Here is an 18,073-nt window from a genome sequence, read left to right as displayed (position 1 = left end):
CATTCATGCTTGTCGAAGAAATGATCTCCGTGCAAAAAATGGGGGAGAAGGCGAAGGCTGCGAGCCGTTCGCTGGCCACGTTGGGCACAGAGGCAAAAAATGTGGCGCTGGCCGCCATCGCGGACGAACTGGAATCCGCCTCCGCTGAGATTCTCCGGGAAAATGCACTGGATATACAAGACGGGCGAGAGGCCGGGTTGTCCGAGGCTATTCTCGACCGTCTGCTGCTCAATGAAAAACGCCTTGGCGATCTGGCGAACGATGTCCGTTCCGTGATCGATCTGCCGGACCCTGTCGGCGTCGAGTTCGAAAGCCGCGTGCTCCCGAACGGTATGCGGCTCGTCAAGCGCCGGATACCCCTCGGTGTCGTGGGCGTGATTTATGAAGCCCGCCCGAACGTAACCATCGACATCGCGTCCCTGTGCCTTAAAACAAGCAATGCCGTGATTCTTCGCGGGGGCAAGGAAACCCTGCGAAGCAATCTTGCCCTTGTCGCAGTCATCCGGCAGGCACTGGAAAAAACAGGAGTAACCCCTGACGCCGTGCAATACATTGGCGATCCCGACCGGGCCCTTGTTGAAGAATTGCTTCGACTGGATAACGCTGTCGATATGATCATTCCCCGAGGAGGCGCCGGGTTGCACAGGCTATGTCTGGAGAAAAGCACCATACCGGTCATTACGGGGGGGATGGGCGTATGCCACGTTTTTGTAGATGAATCGGCCGACCTGGAGAGGGCGGAGGACATCGTGGAAAACGCAAAGGTGCAACGTCCCAGCGTATGCAACGCACTGGACACCCTGCTCATACACAGAAAAGTAGCCCATGCCTTTTTACCGCCCCTGGCGAAGCGCCTTCATGCACACGGGGTAACGTTTCATGCAGATCCGGAAGCGCTGCGTATCCTCGAACAGACAGGGGGCATTGCGTGCCAGGCTGCGCAACCCGGCGATTTCGATCAGGAGTGGATGGCGCTGATACTGAACGTCCGTATCGTGGACGGCGTGGACGGCGCCATCGAACACATACAGGACCACGGGACAGCCCACTCGGACAGCATTCTGACCAACGATTGGGATCGCGCAAACACGTTCATCGACCGCATCGACTCGGCAGCGGTATTCGTCAACGCGAGCACGCGATTCTCGGACGGCGGCCAGTTCGGGCTGGGCGCCGAAGTGGCCGTGAGCACGCAAAAACTGCATGCCCGCGGCCCGATGGGACTCGAGGAGCTAACGAGCTACAAGTGGATCGGTATCGGGAAAGGGCACATCCGGGGTTAACCCGCCTGGAGCGTCGCGGCAAGCGTGATGTTTGCCCCCTGGAATAACTGCGAGACCGGACAATTGGATCTTACCCCCTCGGCCAGTTCCTGAAAAGTCGATTCGTCGATACCCGGCACGTCGGCCTCGATCGTCAGATCGATCTGCGAAATAGCGATACCTCCTTCCACTTTTACCAGATGCACGCCCGCAACCGTATGTACCCGGTTTGGCGTATATCCTGCCTTCGCCAGTTCGTTCGAAAGCGCCATCGAGACACATCCTGCGTGGCCGGCGGCAAGGAGTTCTTCCGGATTCGTTCCGGCGCCATCTTCAACACGGGAAGCAAAGGAATACGGTACGTGCTCGTTCAGAACCGTCACTTTACCTTCTCCATTCAGTAAGTCGCCTTGCCAAACGGCCTCGGCTGTACGTACAAGCATGATCTATCGTGGAATGTTTAATGGAATCACGTTCGGAATGTGTAAAAGATACTCTGATTAAAATCGCTTCGATCAGAGTATCCTTATAATATACGCACTCCCCGCAACGCATTTCCCCGTAAAATTCAGGAAAAAACACGCTGTAGAAACCTCTTTCCCAATGTTCGAAAAAAAGACCGGAGCAGAAACCGTACGCTGGAATCTCGCCGACTTGTACCCATCGGAGGATTTGCTGGAAACAGATCTTGCGCAAGTGCTCTCCGATGCGGAGGCCTTTGCAACCGCCTGGCGCGGCAAAGTGGCAAGCCTGGCGCCGGGCGACATGGCCCGCGCGCTTGAACAACTGGAGGCTATTCAGGACCGGATAGGCAAGGCATATACCTATGCTTTCTTACAATGGGCTACGGACACCGGCGACGAACGGCGGGGGGCATTGCTCCAGCATGTCCGCGAGGCGTATACCCGCACCCTGCAGCAACTCATTTTTTTCGGGCTGGAATGGGGCAAAACCGACGACGGGCATGCAACCGCCCTGATCGCTTCCGAAGAACTTTCGGGATACCGCCATTATCTCGAAGTGGAGCGACTGCAGAGGGACTACCTGCTCACGGAGCCGGAAGAAAAGATATTGGCCGAAAAAGCCGTAACGGGGCGGGGGGCCTGGAACCGCTTCTTCGACGAACTGCTTGGCGCTGCCCGTTTCCGAATGAACGGAGAAGACAAAACCGAGCAGGAAGTGCTGTCCATGTTGCACGAACCGGATCGCCCGCTGCGCAAGCAGGCTGCCTTGGCCCTTACGGAAGGGCTTGTAACCCATCGCCGCTCGCTCACCTGTGTTTTCAATACGATCCTTGCGGACAAGGCGCTGGATGACCGGCTTCGCGGCTATGAGACGTGGCTGTCCGAGCGGAATCTGTCCAACGAAGTACAGGCCGAGACCGTGGAAGCGCTCATTGAGGCGGTAAGTTCAAAGTATGGCCTGGTGGCCCGTTTTTATCGCCTGAAACGCAATCTGTTGGGGTACGACGAATTGTTTGATTACGACCGGTATGCCCCTGTTGGCGAATCCGATCGACAGTACAGCTGGGAAGAGGCGCGCGAGATCGTATCCACGGCCTACCACGCATTCCATCCCCGGATGGGAAGCATCGCAGATCTTTTCTTCGACCGTAACTGGATCGACGCCCCGCCGACTCCGGGCAAGCGGGGAGGCGCCTTCAGCCACGGGGCCGTCCCGAGCGCTCATCCCTACATCCTTCTGAACTTTGCAGGCAGAGCCCGCGACGTGCAGACGCTGGCGCATGAACTTGGCCATGGTATCCACCAGTATCTGGCAAGGAAACAAGGGGTCTTACAGGCCGATACGCCTTTGACCACTGCCGAGACCGCATCGGTCTTCGGCGAGATGATCGTGTTCCGGGAAATGCTTGCCCATGAGCAAAACACCGGCAACCGCCTCGCCATGCTCGTCGGCAAAATAGACGATACGGTCGCCACCGTATTCCGGCAAGTCGCCATGAACCGGTTCGAGCATGCCATCCATACGGAGCGCCGGGAACGCGGAGAACTCAGCACCGATCGATTCGCTGATCTCTGGATGCAAACCCAGGAGAAGATGTTCGAGGGCAGCGTAACGCTGGGAGATCATTACCGGCACTGGTGGAGCTACATCCCGCACTTTATTCATACGCCGGGCTATGTGTATGCCTATGCCTTCGGAGAATTGCTCGTGCTTGCGCTGTACGCCCGATATCTTGAGGAGCCAAAGGATTTCCCGGATCGGTACATCGCCCTGCTGGAAGCGGGTGGGTCGGACTGGCCGCATGTACTTGCGGCAAGAATGGGTATCGATCTGCAGGATCCGGCTTTATGGAACGCCGGACTGGCAGCCATCGAGAACCTGATTACGGAAGCGGAAAACCTGACTCAGAGCTTGTCTTAGGGTCTGTTAGCACTATGCAGGGGAGCTCATCCCTCATCTTCTACCGTGCCGAGATGTCCACAAGTTCGCGGGGCAGGGTAGTCAGCGTATCGACACCGTCTTCGGTAACCGCCACGATATCTTCGATCCGGGCCCCGGCGACCCCGTCCAGATAGATCCCGGGTTCGATCGTGAAGGTCATGCCGGGACGCAGAAGCATCGGATTACCGTCCCGGATATACGGCGCCTCGTGTATTTCCAGACCCACGCCGTGCCCGGTTCGGTGCACGAAGCGCTCCCCGAAACCGGCCTTTTCAATCACGGCGCGGGCGGCGCGGTCCACCTCCGAGACAGGCACGCCCGGCCCCGCAGCCTGCGCTGCCGCTTGCCGGGCACGGGCGACCACCTCAACGATATGCCGGGCGTCATTTCCTGGATCGCCATACGCGAACATGCGCGTCATATCGGAAAAATAGCCTTCCACGTTCGCCCCCCAGTCGCACAAAATCAGTTCTCCGGAGCGCAGGGCGCGGTCGCCCGGAGCCGCATGAGGGTTTGCCGAGGAAGGACCAAAGGCCACAATGGGGGGGAAGGGGATTTCGGGGGCACAGCCTGTATCCAGAAGCCGTGCGGTCAGACGGGAGGCCGCTTCCCGCTCGGTGATGCCCGGCGCTATGGTGGAAAGCAGGCGCCGCATGGCGTCTTCGGCCACCTGCACAGCGCTCCGCATCTTTTCGATCTCGTGCGCATCCTTGCATATGCGCAAGGCGGCAAGGGCTTCGTGCCCATCCGGATACGCGGATTCCGGCATCGTTTCCCGGAGCATACGGAGTTCGAGCACACGCATGCTCCCGGGTTCGATTCCGATCCGTTGCCCATCCAGTCCGCCCGCACGGGAGGCCTCCCGAAACGCCTCCGGCCAAATGGAAGGATCCTCCCCATAGGTGCAAACACATATATCCATAGGAAATCCGCCCAGTTTGCCTTCCTCGAGCTCCGGAATAACAAATACCGGAGCGCCGTGCTGCCGGAAAAACGCGACGGTCGGACGCTCGCTCAAGTGAAAATCCAGCCCGGTGAGATACATGAGTGAGGCGCCGGGAACGACGGCAAGAGCATGCAAATCGAGACGCGCCAGTTCGCGCGCAAGGGCGCATTGACGAGCCGGGAAGGGAGATTCGGACATCGCGTCTTCCTGAAATAGGGAATTCCGGTGAAGCGCCTCTGCGGCTTTGCGAAAAAGGGAGGTGGTACCTACTTTAATAAGATAGGGGTTTTGACGCCACCATTATTTTCGTGCTTGCTGTGTTAAAAGCCACATAAGGCAATACCTTCCCCCATGACATTTTACGCACTTGGCATCAATTATCTGCGTGCGCCGATAGAGGTCCGCGAATCCTTCGCATCAGGCTGGGAAGAGGGGCATGGATTATACCGGAATATCTCCCTGAATCCGGATTCCGAACTCGTCCTGCTCTCCACCTGCAATCGTACGGAAGCCTACCTGTATGGCACGGAAGAAGACGTGCGAAGCGTCCGGGAAGCGTTTGAGAAGCATGCCGGCCGTACATGGCCGGAAGACCTGTCGTTTCTCTACCGGGACGAACAGGCGATCCGGCATATTTTCGAGGTAGCCGCCGGCATGAAATCGCTGATACCGGGCGATCTGCATATCTATTTCCAGTTGAAGGAAGCATATGGCGTAGCGGTGGGACAGGATTGTGTAAACACCACCATGCACCGCCTGCTGCACACTGCATTCCGAACCGCAAAGCGGGTTATCAACGAGACCGATCTCTCGCAAAACAATGCCTCCATACCTGTTCGGGCCGCAGAAGTCATCAAGTCGCGTTACATTCGCGGCCGTGCCTCAAAAAGCGGGGAGGCCCGAAGAGAGGGCCCCAACGCCCCGACCGTGTTGATCGTCGGCGCCGGGCGCATAGGAAAAGAAGCAGGGGAAGCGCTCCGGATGCTGGGCATACAGCATGTTTCGTTTACAAACCGATCGGAGGAGCGGGCCCGTGAAGCAGCCGATCGCTATCGGGCCCACTACGTCCCCTGGGAAGATCGCCATATTGCAGCGGCCCGGGCGGACACGGTCATTGTAGCGACATCGGCTCCGGTGCCGGTGTTGCATTGTGCGGAGTTTTCCCCGGAAGCGGGAAATACACCGACCCTGATTATCGATATTTCCGTACCGCGTGGCGTGGAAGAGCAAATCGGCGCACTGCCCGGTATGGAACTCATTACTATAGACCAGTTAGGAAAAGCCGAGAAAAGAACCCGGGAAATGCTTCAATCCTCTCTGGAGAACTCGGGCGGGATCGTCGACGAGATGATCAGCGAGTTCGTTTCCTGGGTGTTCCTTCATCAATCGTTGCAACCGGCCATTCAGACGATCGCGGAGACGTTCGAAACAATCCGGATGCAGGAAGTGGGCAAATACAGTCAGCAGTTTTCGGAAAAGGACCGGGATCAACTAGATCGTCTTACCCGCTCGATTGTGCAGAAACTGCTTGCCGTACCTGTCGTGCGCCTTAAAAGTGTCGACCCCGAACGCATCGATTTTGCCCATGGAGTACGTCTGCTCCAGCATCTTTTCCTGCGGCAGGATTGCGACGACGAGGAGGTAGCCGCTGCATCGAACATCTCCTTATCTGGCGCAGTTGAGCAGGAAGTATCCCGCGAAAACTGCCCCGTAGACGCTCCGCATTCCGACCAGCTTCTTCAGGATGTGGAGCGTACACTCAGCGATGCGTTACGGATTTCTTCCCGGGATCCGGATACCATCCGCCATGAGTCGTAACAGCCTGTCTCCCTCTGTTCGTCATACTACTCCATTGGTGGTTGGAACAAGGGGAAGCCCCCTTGCACGGCGGCAGGCAGCCATCGTTCGTAACAGGCTCAGAACGCAAGGATATCCCGTTGAACTGCGCGAGATCAAAACGACGGGCGATCGTATCCTCGACATACCGCTTGCCGGCATAGGCAGTCAGGCGCTTTTTACGAAGGAACTGGATGAGGCCCTGCTGGACGGCTCCATTGATCTTGCCGTACACTCCCTGAAAGACTGGCCCACGGAGATGCCTGCCGGCCTGGTCATCGGCGCGGTAAGCAAACGGGAAGACCCGGCGGATGTGTTCGTTGGCCGTCCGGGATATTCCGGAGGACTCGCAGACCTGCCTGAAGGAGCTGTACTGGCAACTTCCTCTCCCAGAAGACAAGCGCAATTACTGGCCTGGCGTTCCGATTTGCACATGGAGCCGGTTCGCGGCAATGTCGGCACGCGCCTTCGCAAATTGGCGGAGGGTGCGTGGACCGGCCTCGTGCTGGCGGCAGCCGGACTGAAACGGCTCGATATGGAGGAACACATCACGGAGCGTATCCCTCCGGATATCATGCTTCCCGCAGTGGGACAGGGAGCATTGGCTGTCGTTTGCAGAGACCGGGACGAGAACATCCGGGCACTGCTCCAGGAAACCGTACACGATGCGCACACGTCGTGCGAAGTGCTCGCGGAAAGGGCCTTCCTTCACACGCTTCGGGGGGGGTGTTCCATCCCCGCCGGCGCATGGGGCCGCGTGCGTGGCGACCGGCTTATCCTCGAGGGATGCGTGGCATCGCCGGACGGCAGACAAATCTGCCGCGGGCAGCGGACGGGTCCCGCCTCCGAAGGCGAAACCATCGGCGCCGAACTCGCAAACGAGCTGCTGGGGCAGGGGGGCAGACGCATCCTGAAGGAACTTCGTAATCCGGGTGCGTGATGAGAAATACGGTGCTCTTGCTGCGCTCCGGCGACGAACCCTCCGAAGATATTCCCGGCCGGGAGACATCCTGCGCCTGGGAAAAGGCCCTCTGTGACGCCGGTTTCGATACGCATACCCTGCCGGTACTCAGGTTCGAGTATGCAAAGCAGGATGAACTGTACAAATTTCTGAAACATCCGGACCGGTATACAGGACTGATTTTCACCAGTCCGCGAGCGGTGGAGGCATTCAGCAGGGCGTTTCCCGGAACCGGCGATACGGGCTGGGAAAACAAGGTCCTGTTTGCGGTTGGACCACGCACCGCTGCCGCCATACGTTCCCTCGGTTACGAACCGGAAGGGGAGCGCACCGGGTCTGCGGAACAGCTAGCAGCATATATCCTGAAGCGACACACAGAGGGCACATTGCTTTTTCTATGCGGGGACCGAAGACGGGATGCGTTGCCCTCTCTCTTGCATGAGGCCGGCATCCGCACGGAAGAAATCGTTGCCTACCGAACCCGCTTGTGTACGCTGCACGTATGGCCCGGCGATAAAAAACCAGACTGGGTGGTGTTTTTCAGCCCCTCCAGCCTGGAAGCAATTCTGGAATCCCCGGAGATATCTATGGAAAGTATCTCCATCGCCGCCATCGGATCCGTCACGGCAGAGGCTGTGCGCGCCCACGGCTTCCGGGTACGCGCCACCGCGCACGAACCCACCCCCGAAGCGCTTGCGTTGGCCCTTCAGGGAGCGTAGGGCCTGTTGAAGAGCATCTCCTATGGAGATACCGCAATCACCGCATCCAACTCCTCACGAAATGCCCGGGCGGCCCTGGCGGGGTTCTCCGCTGTCGTCACTGCCGTCATGACAGCCACGCCGTGGGCTCCGGCCCGAATCACGGGTCCAATGCGTTCCACGGAAATCCCTGCGATTGCAAGGACGGGAATACGCACCGCCGCACAGACCTGCGCCAGATTCGCCAACCCCTTCACCGGGGCCGGGTTGTCCTTGCTGGTTGTAGGAAATACAGGGCCGAATCCTACATAATCGACGCCTGCTTCCTGCATCGCCAGCGCCTCTTCGACGGTAGTGGCCGTACCCCCTATGATTGCTTCCGGGCCCAGAATACGCCGTGCGTCCCGGACAGGAAAATCCTGTTGTCCAAGATGTATGCCATCGGCCCGGCAAGCCAGCGCAACGTCAAGGCGGTCGTTGACAAGAAACGGCACACCCTGCTCCCGGCAAACGGACGCGGCCTGCCTCGCCTCCACCAGCATATCTCGTACGAGGCCCGATTTTTGTCTGAACTGAATCGTATCGGCGCCGCCCTCTGAGGCAAAACGGGCAAGCTCCGCATGACTGAACCGTTGCTGGAAGCGAAGGTCCGTCAACACATGAAATCGTCCGACACGCTTGTTCATGACACAAATTGCATGGCAGGACAGCCCATGCGCTCCCGGATGATCAGCCCGAGTTCGGGCTGCAGGCAAAGGCCCGCGGCACAGGCAGGTCCATCATGGTTTTCAAACCCGGCGAGGCATGCATTACAAGGGGAATGGCATTGATCAGCGCAGCGACCGTGGCCGTATCTCCGAATATACCGCCGCGAACCACGAGATCAACCGGTGGATCGCCCACTACACGTACGGCATCACGGGGCTCTTCGGCGCCCACGAACATCTTCAGGTCCAGAGAAAGCAAGGGTTTGCCGCCCACATAGCCCGTGATGGAATGATGAATACCGGCTACGCTCCCCGGCGCCACCGTCAGAAACGGAGTGGATACCTCCGCCTCCGCCAATACAGGGTGCAGTTGTTCGTCCACCCGGTCGAGCGGCCAGCCGAGGCCTTTCGCCACAAAAAAAAGCGATTCCCTCAGGCCGATATGTCCGAATGCACCCGTCGCTTTTTTCTCCTCGAACGCCTTGACCGAAAGACCGGCCCCCACCTTGACCTGGAGCGGCATCCGGCGCTTTCCTGCATCCACCACACGCACGGCATGTACCTCCGATACGTCGCAGCACACACCGGTCGCCATGAGCGCCAGCGTATCCATAGCATAGCCGGGATTCACGCCCGTGCCCACAACGGCCACGCCGTGTTTCACCGCTTCCTTGTGCAAGGCGGCACTGCGTTCAGGGTGCCGATCGTACGAAAAAGCCAGTTCCTCCGTGGAAGAAACCACAGGAACGCCGGAATGAATGCATTCCTCGATCTGTCCATGCACATGGTCCAGAAAAGAAGAAGTCGTATGCAACACCACATCGGGGGTGGTCTCTGCGAGCGCGGCGACGGCATCCTCGCGGACGACGATCCCGGTAGGAAGGAGATCACCCCCCAGCAACTCCGCCACATCCCGGCCCGTTTTCTCCGGGGCTATATCCACAGCGCCTGCGAGGACAAGTTGACCCGTTTCCTGTTTGGTAAGAATCGAACGGATGCATGCCAACCCGATCGGACCGACACCATACTGAAGAACACGTACAGGAGACGACATAAGTGTACAGATTGTTTTATGAACTACGGACGAGGAGGCGCCACAATCATCGTGGCGTCTTTAAGCGTATTATGGAACAGGCTAATTCGTTGAATACCAATACCTTTTCCTCTAATCCATAAAGGGATAGGCAAAGTGCTGTGCAGGAGCAAAATTCTCTTTTACAACCCGGGGAGAAATCCAGCGTGTCAGATTCAACTGCGACCCTGCCTTGTCGTTGGTACCCGACTTGCGGGCGCCCCCAAACGGCTGCTGGCCGACCACGGCCCCTGTGGGCTTATCGTTGATATAGAAATTACCGGCGTTATCGATCAGTCGATCGGAGGTCTGCCGGATTGCATCCTGATCGGCGGCAAAAACAGCTCCGGTCAAGGCATACGACGAAGTTTTGTCCAATACGTCAAGCATATCCTCATAACGAGCATCCTCATACACAAACACCGGGACGACCGGTCCGAATATCTCTTCCCGCATCGTTTCGTGCATGGGGTCGCGCACCCGAAACACAGAAGGAGCGATAAAATACCCTTTCTCGTCGGAGTACGTGCCTCCATGTACGGTGTCTACATCCGGATCGGCATGCGCCCGGTCGATATATCCGGTGATGCGATCGAAGGAAGGCCGGTCGATCACCGCGTTGACGAAGTTCGAAAAATCCTCGACCGGCCCCGTTTTCACATCGTCGAGTTGTTGCGTCAACGCTTGCTCTATTTCCGGCCAAAGAGAGGCCGGCAGGTACACGCGCGAAGCAGCCGAACACTTCTGGCCCTGGTACTCGAAGCCGCCCCGCACGATCGCGGTGGCTACCGCGGCTGCGTGCGCCGAAGGATGCGCCACGATAAAATCCTTGCCCCCGGTTTCCCCGACGATGCGCGGGTAGGATCGGTATCTGTCGATATTTGCCCCGATCGTGCGCCACATATACTGAAACGTACCCGTAGAGCCGGTAAAATGCAGACCGGCAAGGTGTTCCGAGGCCAGTATGGGGGTGCCTATATCCGGGCCGTGGCCGGGAAGCATGTTGATCACACCCGGCGGCAAACCCGCCTCTTCGAGCAGTCGATACGTATACCAGGCCGACAGGAGGGCGGTGGTGGCCGGTTTCCATAGCGCCACATTGCCCATCAATACAGGGGCCGTGGGCAAATTGGCCTGGATCGCCGTAAAGTTGAAGGGGGTTATGGCGCTCACAAATCCCTCGAGCGCCCGGTACTCCATGCGATTGAGGATTCCCTCGGAAGAAAGGGGTTGATCTGCTATGATCCGCTCTGCATAGGCCGCATTGAACCGCCAGAAATCAATTGTTTCGCAGGCCGCATCAATTTCCGCCTGAAAAGCATTCTTGCTCTGGCCCAGCATCGTGGCCGCGTTCAACGTATCCCGCCAGGGACCGGAAAGCAGGTCGGCCGCCTTCCTGAAAACCCCGAGACGATCCGACCAGGGCAGGCGCATCCACTCCTCCCGGGCCTCCAGCGCACAGCGTATCGCCTCCGTCGTTTCCTCGGGGCCGCAAAGATGCGCCACGCCAAGAACACAGCCATGGTCGTGAGGCGCCCTGATTTCCACGGTTTTTCCCGTGCGCACCTCGCGCCCGCCGATAAGGGCCGGGATTTCGACCGTTTCACTGCGGAGCATTTTGAGTTTTTGCTGAAGACGGCTGCGCTCCTCGGAATCGGGGGCATAATCGAGCACGGGCTCGTTTTTCGGCAAGGGAATCTCCGGGATGGCAACGGAAGAATGCACGTGGTTCATGGTATCCTCTCCAGGATGAAGCAAGTGCGGCACAGGGAACAGGTATCTGGAGTAGCATACCCGCAGATTACCCGGAGGTTTTGATGCCGAACCCAAAAACGCGGTATCGCTGATTCGAGAACCGCCGCATACCCCGACAAGTATCAAAAAGCCCTCCGTCATGCCGTCGCACCGTACCTGAGTCCATGCCTTCCCGCTTCGAACGCTTCATGGCGATGCGCTATCTCCGGTCTGTGCGCGGACAGGAGGAGGGAAGCCGCTTTGTACGGTTTATTGCCTGGATAGCTACGGCGGGCGTCGCCCTGGGAACCGCAGCCCTGCTCCTCGCGCTTTCGGTCGTACGGGGATTCGGCAGTGAAATCGAAGCCAAGATCACCGGATTCGGGGCGCATGTACAAGTGGAAACCTTTCGGGATGCCCCCATTGATCAGGCCGCATCCATCCGGGATACGCTTGCTTCCACACCCGGCGTTGTCGATGCGGCGGTCGTGGTACAGGAGTTTGCCCTCCTTCGGCGTTCCCGGGAGCATATAGAGGGCGTAGCCATACGGGGCATGGAGCGGCCGCCCGCATATTTCCAGGAACAGATCGTGGACGGCTCTTTCGATACGCAACCCGACAGCAGCGGGCATGCCGGCCTGGTCATCGGAAAGGAACTGGCCGATCTGCTCCAGGTGCATCCGGGACAAATCGTCACCTCTTTTTCCATGCGTTCGGCATCCGCAGGAGAAACGCCCTTCATAGCGGGCCTGACGGCGCCCCGCACAAAGGCATTCCGCATTGCCGGCATCTATGAAACGTCTCTTGCCAATTTCGATGCCGTGTATGTCTTTACCTCCCTTTCCGCGGCACGCGAAGTGCTGGCCTACGGTCCGGATCAGGCCACCCGGTTCGATGTGACCCTTGCAGAGGTAGACACGGCGCGGGAAGCAGCAGAGGTCATAGAAAGCAGGCTGGGATTTCCCCTCATGGCGCGGAGCATATATGACGTATACGGGGGGCTGTTTGCCTGGATCAACCTGCAGAAAAGCATAATTCCTGTCGTGATCAGCATTATTGTCATTGTGGCTGCATTCAACATCATCGGCACGCTTCTGATGACCACGCTCGAAAAAACCCGGGAAATCGGCATTTTGAAAAGCATGGGCGCCTCCATGAAATCGATCCGAAAACAATTCGTATGGTCCGGCTTGCTGATCGGTGGAGTAGGGGTGGCTCTTGGAGAAAGCCTTGCCCTGGCGCTGGTGCTTTTGCAGGACAAGTACGGCCTCATTTCCTTACCGGAAGAGGCGTACTATCTGACCACGGCGCCGGTCGAGTTACATGCTTTCGACTTCCTCCTCACCGGTGCGCTTGCGATGGCGCTGTGCGTACTGGCGGCGTATGTGCCTGCCCGGGTAGCCGCCGGCATCGAAGCGATCCGCGCCATCCGGTTCCGGTGAGCGCCCATAACATGACAAAACACGTATGACAAAACATGGGCGACACAAAACCACAGGGCGTACAGGTGCTGCTTTTCAGTGTGATCCGTGAACGGGCAGGGGTCGATGCGACCACCTTGTATCTCGATCCCGGAGAAGCCGTATCCGCCGGTGTGCTTCTCGAAAGGCTGGCTACGACATATCCTTCCATTCGTCCTATGCTTCCGCTTGTACGCATTGCGGTCAATCAGGAGTACGTGCCCAAAAAACATATGGTACAGGCAGGAGACGAGGTGGCCCTCATTACCCCCGTCAGTGGAGGATGAGATGACCGGGATATCGAACGATTCGGCCTGGATAAACATCCAAGAAACGCCCCTCTCGCTTGAAGAGGTTTTGGAATTTCTCCGGGTAGAGGAGGCCGGCGGGATAGATATCTTCCTGGGAACGACGCGCCGGTGGACCGAGGCCGAAGAAAAAACAACCGGAGAAGAAACAGACCGGCGGGAAACGATACTCCTTGAATACGAATGCTACAAACCTATGGCCCTCAAGGAAATGCACAGGCTTGTGGAGGAATCCCTTGCTCGTTGGCCGGTTCGCCGCGCCTGCCTGCTGCACCGCATCGGCGAGGTACCGCTGCGGGAAATAAGCGTCATTGCGGGCGTTGCGGCGCCCCACCGCGCGGATGCCTTCGCAGCATGCCGGTATCTGATCGACACGCTGAAAATCCGGGTGCCAATCTGGAAGAAGGAACACTTCGTGGACGGGAACGCCAGGTGGGTCGAAGGGGATTCCGCCCCTGAACCCCTCAGTTCGCCAGATACGATGTGACTGCCTGGCGTATGCGTCCGACCGGATCGGGATGAGTGTCCGGCTCGAAAACCAGCCCGGTCACCGCCTCATACAACTCAACGTAACGGGCCGCCACCTGTACGCGGAAATCGTCCGGCAGGTCGGGCAGTTCCTGCCCCGGTTTTCCCTGGAAATCCTGCTCCATCAGCCATTCCCGGACGAATTCCTTGGAAAGCTGCTTTTGAGGCGCGCCTGCTCGAAGCCGTTCCTCATATCCATCCGCATAGTAGTACCGGGATGAATCGGGGGTATGCACCTCGTCTATAAGCAGGAAAGCGCCGTTCGGGGCGCGGCCGAATTCGTATTTGGTATCCACGAGCAGCAAGCCTCTCGCTGCGGACATGTCCGTGCCGCGGGCAAACAAGGCAAGCGCAACAGCCTCCAGTTCGTCGAATTCGTCGGGCGTCAGCAGGCCGCGTGCTATAATTTCCTCACGGGAGATATCTTCGTCGTGCCCCGTTTCCGCTTTGGTGGCGGGCGTGAGCACGGGCCGGGGAAGACGACTGCTTTCCTGCAGGCCGTCCGGCAGCGCCGCACCCGAAACGCTGCGCCTCCCGGCGCGGTATTCCCGCCAGGCATGCCCGGCAAGATGCCCACGGACCACAAACTCGACGGGAACAGGCGTACAAGGCACCGCCATCGTGACATTCGGGTCCGGAACCGCTACAAGGTGATTGGGCGCGATATCCTGTGTCCGTTCGAAGAAAAAAGCGGCCGTTTGATTCAATACCTGCCCCTTGAAGGGAATCTGCTGCCGCAGAATATGATCGAACGCCGAAATGCGGTCGGTCGTGATCAGGCAGAGCGCATCGCCGGAAACAGGGGAAGCCCGGTAGACATCACGGACTTTGCCCCGGTACAGCTCGCCCGCCTCCGTGAAATGCGTCTCACCGATCGTACGATCGAGTTGTTGCCGGATCGCCTCCTCGAGCGACCTGTGCAAGGTGCTTTCTGATGTCATAGCGAGGAAACGGAATAAAAGGTCAGGAAGAAGAAATCAGGCTTATCCGGGCCGGGAAGACCTGCGCGCCACCAATGCGGGTACGATCAGGCGATGTACCGGCGAAGCCTTCTCTTCTCCGGTCATGCGCTGCAGGATTAACTCAGTGGCCTGTTCGCCCACTTCATGCATACGCTGGTCCACACTGGAAAGACCCATGTACTGGCTGGTCTTGATATCGTCGTAGCCTACCAGCGCAATATCTCCGGGTATTTCCCGTCCGGCGTCGCGTATGGCCTTCCAGGCTCCAATGGCCTGCACATCACTCAGCGCAAAGACCGCCGTGACATCCGGACGTTCCGAAAGAATCCGTTGCATGGCCTCATAGCCCGCTTCCTCACTGAAACCTGCGTGCTTCTCGGTGCTCCCGCAGAAAATATCTTCCCGCGAGAAAGACCCGCCGGCTTTGCCCATGGCTTCCTGGGCCCCCTCAAGGCGCTCCTGCTGCATGGAACCGCTCGTGTGCGATACGATCATGGCGATCCGGGTGTGCCCGAGGCCGATCAGGTGTTCGATGGCCGCGGCCGCACCCGCCCGGTCGTCCCAGGAAAACGAATCGAAGGCAGGATGTTGCGTGCCCACAAGAACCACCGGAGAATGTAAGGTCTCCAGCTCTTCCACAATATGCTCGTCGAGGGCCACGCCGACAAGAAGGAGACCTTGCACGGAGCCCCGATCCAGAAAGTTCATCAGCGTGGCGTTCGGCGATTTCGTGCCCAGATCACAAAGCAGCAGGTCAATATCCAGTTGGCGGAGACGGAACCGGACGCCTTTGAGCAATTCGTTGTGAAAGGGCATCGTGAAGGTGGGAATAGCCACGGCAAAAGACCTTGCCGCCTTGCGGGCCAGCGATTTAGCCGTACGATCCGGACGGAATCGCAAGGCTTCGATGGCCTTCAGCACACGCACCCGGGTCGGCTCGGTCACCAGGTTGGAGCTGTTCATCACGCGCGATACGGTGGATATCGAAACGCCCGCCCTCTCCGCCACATCATAGATGGTGATTCGTGATTTTTTCTGCATCGTACAAATTCGAACTGTTCGATCTGTCCCCGTAGGGGGTATATTGCGCAAAAGTACGGTTAATCCCGATTCCCGCAAAAGGTCCCCGGCGTCTACCGGTCAGGTTCGTTTTTTCATCATCTTTTTTAATTACCCGCATGGCGCGTATTCGGCTCGAAAATATCCGTAAGGTCTACGACAGGAACGTCACAGCGGTCCGGGACCTGACATTCGAAGTCGAGGAGGGAGAGTTCGTGGTGCTGGTCGGACCGTCGGGATGTGGGAAAAGCACCGTGCTCCGCATGATTGCCGGGCTCGAGTCGATCACGCAGGGCGCCTTGTATATAGATGATCGGATAGTAAACGGCGTACCTGCGCGGGACCGGGACGCGGCGATGGTCTTTCAGAATTATGTCCTGTACCCGCACATGTCGGTGTTTGACAACATGGCCTTCGGACTCAAACTGCGCGGATACAGCAAGAAAGAAATGACCCGCCGGGTCCGGGAGGCCGCCGAATTACTCGGTATTGAAACGATTCTGGACCGGAAACCGGAGCAATTGTCCGGAGGTCAGCGGCAGCGGGTCGCTCTGGGGAGGGCCATTGTCCGCAAACCGCGCATGTTTCTATTCGATGAACCGCTTTCCAACCTCGACGCAGGGCTGCGGGGAAAAATGCGGGCGGAAATATCGAGGCTCCACAGCCGGCTGGGAACGACCATGATCTATGTTACCCATGATCAGGTCGAGGCCATGACCATGGGGGACCGGATTGTCGTGCTCGACAGGGGACGAATCCAGCAGATCGATACGCCGCTTGCACTCTACAGGCATCCTGCAAACCGGTTCGTAGCCGGATTTATCGGAAATCCGGCGATGAACTTCGTCGAGGGTCGTATCATCGAGAAGGGAGGAGGGCCCGCCTTTGAGGCAGAAGGAGAAACATTGCTGATTCCCCTCCGGGACCCCGACCATGCACCCATCGGGTCATGCGTCGGGCAGGCCGTGACCCTCGGCATCCGTCCGGAAGATATCCGGATGTCCTTATCGGATACCCTGCCCGCACACGCTGCGTACGAGGCCGATTTTCTGCTGGATGTCGTGGAGCCCATGGGGCATGAAGCATTGCTTTGCGCCAGGGTAGGGAAACAGGACATTCGCGCCCGGATTGCGTCCCGGACACTCCCCAAAGCGGGCCGCTCCGTCCGACTGGCGCTGGACCTCAGAAAACTGTATTTCTTCGACCGGGCAACGGAGCGCGCCTTGTGAGATGAACAGTCGCCGGAGCAGCCTGGGGCCTGTTACCACTATGCAGCGGCGCTCTGCGGGGCATTTTTTTCTGCAATTGACCGGCGTACGCAATATCTTCATACTCGCTTTACATATTCCATGCCATAAATCCATACCGTACACGTGCGGCGCTTCGCGCAACACAATGTATTGCATGGATTGCGCACGCATTCCTTCATCACCATCTCTAAATAATATGCTCAGGAAACTCCTTACCGTAACCATTGCGCTGGTTGTCACCGGATTTGCGGCTATGACGGTTCAGGCGCAGTCAAGCCAGGAAGAGATCGCCTCAGAGGTAGACGCCGTGCTGACAAACATGGTAGCCCTTGCCGAAGTCTTTCCCGCCGATAAATACGAATGGGCGCCCACCGAAGTCGTGTTCCCGTTCCGGCGGCACCTCGTGCATGCTTCGCAAGCGTCTTATTTCTTTGTAGGGCTTGGTGGAGTAGAAGCGCCTGAGGGAGTCGATGTGCAAGGGGCGCTCGAGAATGTGATGGAAAAAGAAGATGTGGTGGACTTCCTGAAGCAAACCCAGGAATTTGCGGTTTCCAGCATTCGGGGGATGTCGGACGAAACGATGGACTCCATGGTGGATTTGTACGACGGTTCGACACGGACCGTGCGCGCCTCTCTGCTCATTTATCTGCGGCATAATTCCGAGCATCTCGGGCAGTTGATTTCCTACGCACGCATGCAGGACATCGTACCGCCCTGGAGCGAATGAGCATATCGCGAAGAACGTTTCTGCACTTGTCCGGTGCGGCGGCTGCCGTTTCTGCGGCGGGCATGCCTCACCCGCCGCAAGCTCACCCGCACCGGACCGTGCCCATTGCAATCGCACGGAACGTACGCGTATTCCTTCATCACCATCTCTAAATAAA

Annotated in this window: 18 protein-coding genes; 11 read left to right on the top strand and 7 right to left on the bottom strand. The window is 58.3% G+C overall.

Annotated elements, in window-relative coordinates:
• Positions 1-20 precede the first annotated feature (20 nt).
• Positions 21-1,283, top strand: a complete 1,263-nt coding sequence (locus F4Y00_08295; GenBank protein ID MYE04954.1) for a glutamate-5-semialdehyde dehydrogenase — start codon at positions 21-23, stop codon at positions 1,281-1,283.
• Here F4Y00_08295 and F4Y00_08290 read toward each other — a convergent pair.
• Positions 1,280-1,705: an OsmC family protein gene (locus F4Y00_08290; protein MYE04953.1), complete on the bottom strand. Its 426-nt coding sequence runs from the start codon at positions 1,703-1,705 to the stop codon at positions 1,280-1,282. The two genes, F4Y00_08295 and F4Y00_08290, sit on opposite strands and share 4 nt — an antisense overlap.
• 160 nt (positions 1,706-1,865) lie before the next feature.
• Here F4Y00_08290 and F4Y00_08285 point away from each other — a divergent pair, with 160 nt between their 5' ends.
• A complete protein-coding gene (locus F4Y00_08285; protein ID MYE04952.1) occupies positions 1,866-3,647 on the top strand; it encodes a M3 family oligoendopeptidase in 1,782 nt (593 codons plus the stop codon).
• A 40-nt stretch (positions 3,648-3,687) separates the two neighbouring features.
• Here F4Y00_08285 and F4Y00_08280 read toward each other — a convergent pair whose 3' ends face one another.
• On the bottom strand, positions 3,688-4,812 hold the full coding sequence (locus F4Y00_08280) for an aminopeptidase P family protein (GenBank protein ID MYE04951.1): 1,125 nt from the start codon (positions 4,810-4,812) through the stop codon (positions 3,688-3,690).
• Between the two features lie 153 nt (positions 4,813-4,965).
• Between F4Y00_08280 and hemA the strand changes: the two genes are divergently transcribed.
• Genes hemA through F4Y00_08265 form a run of 3 tightly spaced genes read left to right on the top strand, consistent with a single transcriptional unit; the run spans position 4,966 to position 8,130 of the window.
• Positions 4,966-6,432: a glutamyl-tRNA reductase gene (gene hemA, locus F4Y00_08275; protein MYE04950.1), complete on the top strand. Its 1,467-nt coding sequence runs from the start codon at positions 4,966-4,968 to the stop codon at positions 6,430-6,432.
• Positions 6,422-7,390 carry a hydroxymethylbilane synthase gene (gene hemC, locus F4Y00_08270; protein ID MYE04949.1) on the top strand — a complete coding sequence of 323 codons (969 nt, stop codon included), beginning with the start codon at positions 6,422-6,424 and terminating at the stop codon, positions 7,388-7,390. Before hemA ends, hemC begins: the two co-directional genes overlap by 11 nt.
• Positions 7,387-8,130, top strand: a complete 744-nt coding sequence (locus tag F4Y00_08265; protein MYE04948.1) for a uroporphyrinogen-III synthase — start codon at positions 7,387-7,389, stop codon at positions 8,128-8,130. The genes hemC and F4Y00_08265 overlap by 4 nt, the downstream gene beginning before the upstream one ends.
• A 20-nt stretch (positions 8,131-8,150) precedes the next feature.
• Here F4Y00_08265 and thiE read toward each other — a convergent pair whose 3' ends face one another.
• From thiE to pruA, 3 genes are all read right to left on the bottom strand, one after another.
• Entirely contained in the window at positions 8,151-8,795 is a 645-nt protein-coding gene (gene thiE, locus F4Y00_08260) for a thiamine phosphate synthase (protein MYE04947.1), read from the bottom strand.
• Between the two features lie 43 nt (positions 8,796-8,838).
• Positions 8,839-9,870 (bottom strand): dihydrodipicolinate reductase, encoded by a 1,032-nt coding sequence (locus tag F4Y00_08255; protein MYE04946.1) that lies wholly within the window; start codon positions 9,868-9,870, stop codon positions 8,839-8,841.
• 111 nt (positions 9,871-9,981) lie between these two features.
• Entirely contained in the window at positions 9,982-11,622 is a 1,641-nt protein-coding gene (gene pruA, locus F4Y00_08250; GenBank protein MYE04945.1) for an L-glutamate gamma-semialdehyde dehydrogenase, read from the bottom strand.
• 185 nt (positions 11,623-11,807) lie between these two features.
• Between pruA and F4Y00_08245 the strand changes: the two genes are divergently transcribed.
• From F4Y00_08245 to F4Y00_08235, 3 genes are read left to right on the top strand one after another with little or no spacing between them, the layout of a single operon-like run.
• On the top strand, positions 11,808-13,064 hold the full coding sequence (locus F4Y00_08245; protein ID MYE04944.1) for an ABC transporter permease: 1,257 nt from the start codon (positions 11,808-11,810) through the stop codon (positions 13,062-13,064).
• Between the two features lie 35 nt (positions 13,065-13,099).
• A complete protein-coding gene (locus tag F4Y00_08240; protein ID MYE04943.1) occupies positions 13,100-13,369 on the top strand; it encodes a MoaD/ThiS family protein in 270 nt (89 codons plus the stop codon).
• A 1-nt stretch (position 13,370) separates the two neighbouring features.
• The gene (locus tag F4Y00_08235) at positions 13,371-13,877 is read left to right on the top strand and encodes a molybdenum cofactor biosynthesis protein MoaE (protein MYE04942.1); all 507 of its coding nucleotides are present in this window, start codon (positions 13,371-13,373) and stop codon (positions 13,875-13,877) included.
• On the opposite strand, the gene F4Y00_08230 is transcribed toward F4Y00_08235, so the two are convergent.
• Both F4Y00_08230 and F4Y00_08225 read right to left on the bottom strand, forming a co-directional pair.
• Positions 13,855-14,859 carry a phosphoribosylaminoimidazolesuccinocarboxamide synthase gene (locus F4Y00_08230; GenBank protein MYE04941.1) on the bottom strand — a complete coding sequence of 335 codons (1,005 nt, stop codon included), beginning with the start codon at positions 14,857-14,859 and terminating at the stop codon, positions 13,855-13,857. The two genes, F4Y00_08235 and F4Y00_08230, sit on opposite strands and share 23 nt — an antisense overlap.
• Before the next feature lie 42 nt (positions 14,860-14,901).
• Positions 14,902-15,921: a LacI family transcriptional regulator gene (locus tag F4Y00_08225; protein ID MYE04940.1), complete on the bottom strand. Its 1,020-nt coding sequence runs from the start codon at positions 15,919-15,921 to the stop codon at positions 14,902-14,904.
• Between the two features lie 137 nt (positions 15,922-16,058).
• Here F4Y00_08225 and ugpC point away from each other — a divergent pair, with 137 nt between their 5' ends.
• The 3 genes from ugpC to F4Y00_08210 are packed head-to-tail and all read left to right on the top strand — an operon-like array spanning position 16,059 to position 18,068.
• The gene (gene ugpC / locus F4Y00_08220; GenBank protein MYE04939.1) at positions 16,059-17,168 is read left to right on the top strand and encodes a sn-glycerol-3-phosphate ABC transporter ATP-binding protein UgpC; all 1,110 of its coding nucleotides are present in this window, start codon (positions 16,059-16,061) and stop codon (positions 17,166-17,168) included.
• Between the two features lies 1 nt (position 17,169).
• Complete coding sequence (locus F4Y00_08215; GenBank protein ID MYE04938.1) at positions 17,170-17,916, top strand: DinB family protein; 747 nt, start codon at positions 17,170-17,172, stop codon at positions 17,914-17,916.
• A complete protein-coding gene (locus F4Y00_08210; GenBank protein ID MYE04937.1) occupies positions 17,913-18,068 on the top strand; it encodes a twin-arginine translocation signal domain-containing protein in 156 nt (51 codons plus the stop codon). Before F4Y00_08215 ends, F4Y00_08210 begins: the two co-directional genes overlap by 4 nt.
• The last annotated feature ends 5 nt before the right edge of the window (positions 18,069-18,073 follow it).

The organism is Bacteroidetes bacterium SB0662_bin_6 (assembly GCA_009839485.1).
GTDB lineage: Bacteria > Bacteroidota > Rhodothermia > Rhodothermales > VXPQ01 > VXPQ01.
This window is presented reverse-complemented; position numbering and strand designations above follow the sequence as displayed.

Bases quoted from the DNA above. Each gene is read 5' to 3' on its own strand.
- F4Y00_08295 (MYE04954.1), top strand. From the start codon at position 21: ATGATCTCCGTGCAAAAAATGGGGGAGAAGGCGAAGGCTGCGAGCCGT.
- F4Y00_08290 (MYE04953.1), bottom strand. From the start codon at position 1,705: ATGCTTGTACGTACAGCCGAGGCCGTTTGGCAAGGCGACTTACTGAAT.
- F4Y00_08285 (MYE04952.1), top strand. From the start codon at position 1,866: ATGTTCGAAAAAAAGACCGGAGCAGAAACCGTACGCTGGAATCTCGCC.
- F4Y00_08280 (MYE04951.1), bottom strand. From the start codon at position 4,812: ATGTCCGAATCTCCCTTCCCGGCTCGTCAATGCGCCCTTGCGCGCGAA.
- hemA (MYE04950.1), top strand. From the start codon at position 4,966: ATGACATTTTACGCACTTGGCATCAATTATCTGCGTGCGCCGATAGAG.
- hemC (MYE04949.1), top strand. From the start codon at position 6,422: ATGAGTCGTAACAGCCTGTCTCCCTCTGTTCGTCATACTACTCCATTG.
- thiE (MYE04947.1), bottom strand. From the start codon at position 8,795: ATGAACAAGCGTGTCGGACGATTTCATGTGTTGACGGACCTTCGCTTC.
- F4Y00_08255 (MYE04946.1), bottom strand. From the start codon at position 9,870: ATGTCGTCTCCTGTACGTGTTCTTCAGTATGGTGTCGGTCCGATCGGG.
- pruA (MYE04945.1), bottom strand. From the start codon at position 11,622: ATGAACCACGTGCATTCTTCCGTTGCCATCCCGGAGATTCCCTTGCCG.
- F4Y00_08245 (MYE04944.1), top strand. From the start codon at position 11,808: ATGCCTTCCCGCTTCGAACGCTTCATGGCGATGCGCTATCTCCGGTCT.
- F4Y00_08240 (MYE04943.1), top strand. From the start codon at position 13,100: ATGGGCGACACAAAACCACAGGGCGTACAGGTGCTGCTTTTCAGTGTG.
- F4Y00_08235 (MYE04942.1), top strand. From the start codon at position 13,371: ATGACCGGGATATCGAACGATTCGGCCTGGATAAACATCCAAGAAACG.
- F4Y00_08230 (MYE04941.1), bottom strand. From the start codon at position 14,859: ATGACATCAGAAAGCACCTTGCACAGGTCGCTCGAGGAGGCGATCCGG.
- F4Y00_08225 (MYE04940.1), bottom strand. From the start codon at position 15,921: ATGCAGAAAAAATCACGAATCACCATCTATGATGTGGCGGAGAGGGCG.
- ugpC (MYE04939.1), top strand. From the start codon at position 16,059: ATGGCGCGTATTCGGCTCGAAAATATCCGTAAGGTCTACGACAGGAAC.
- F4Y00_08215 (MYE04938.1), top strand. From the start codon at position 17,170: ATGAACAGTCGCCGGAGCAGCCTGGGGCCTGTTACCACTATGCAGCGG.
- F4Y00_08210 (MYE04937.1), top strand. From the start codon at position 17,913: ATGAGCATATCGCGAAGAACGTTTCTGCACTTGTCCGGTGCGGCGGCT.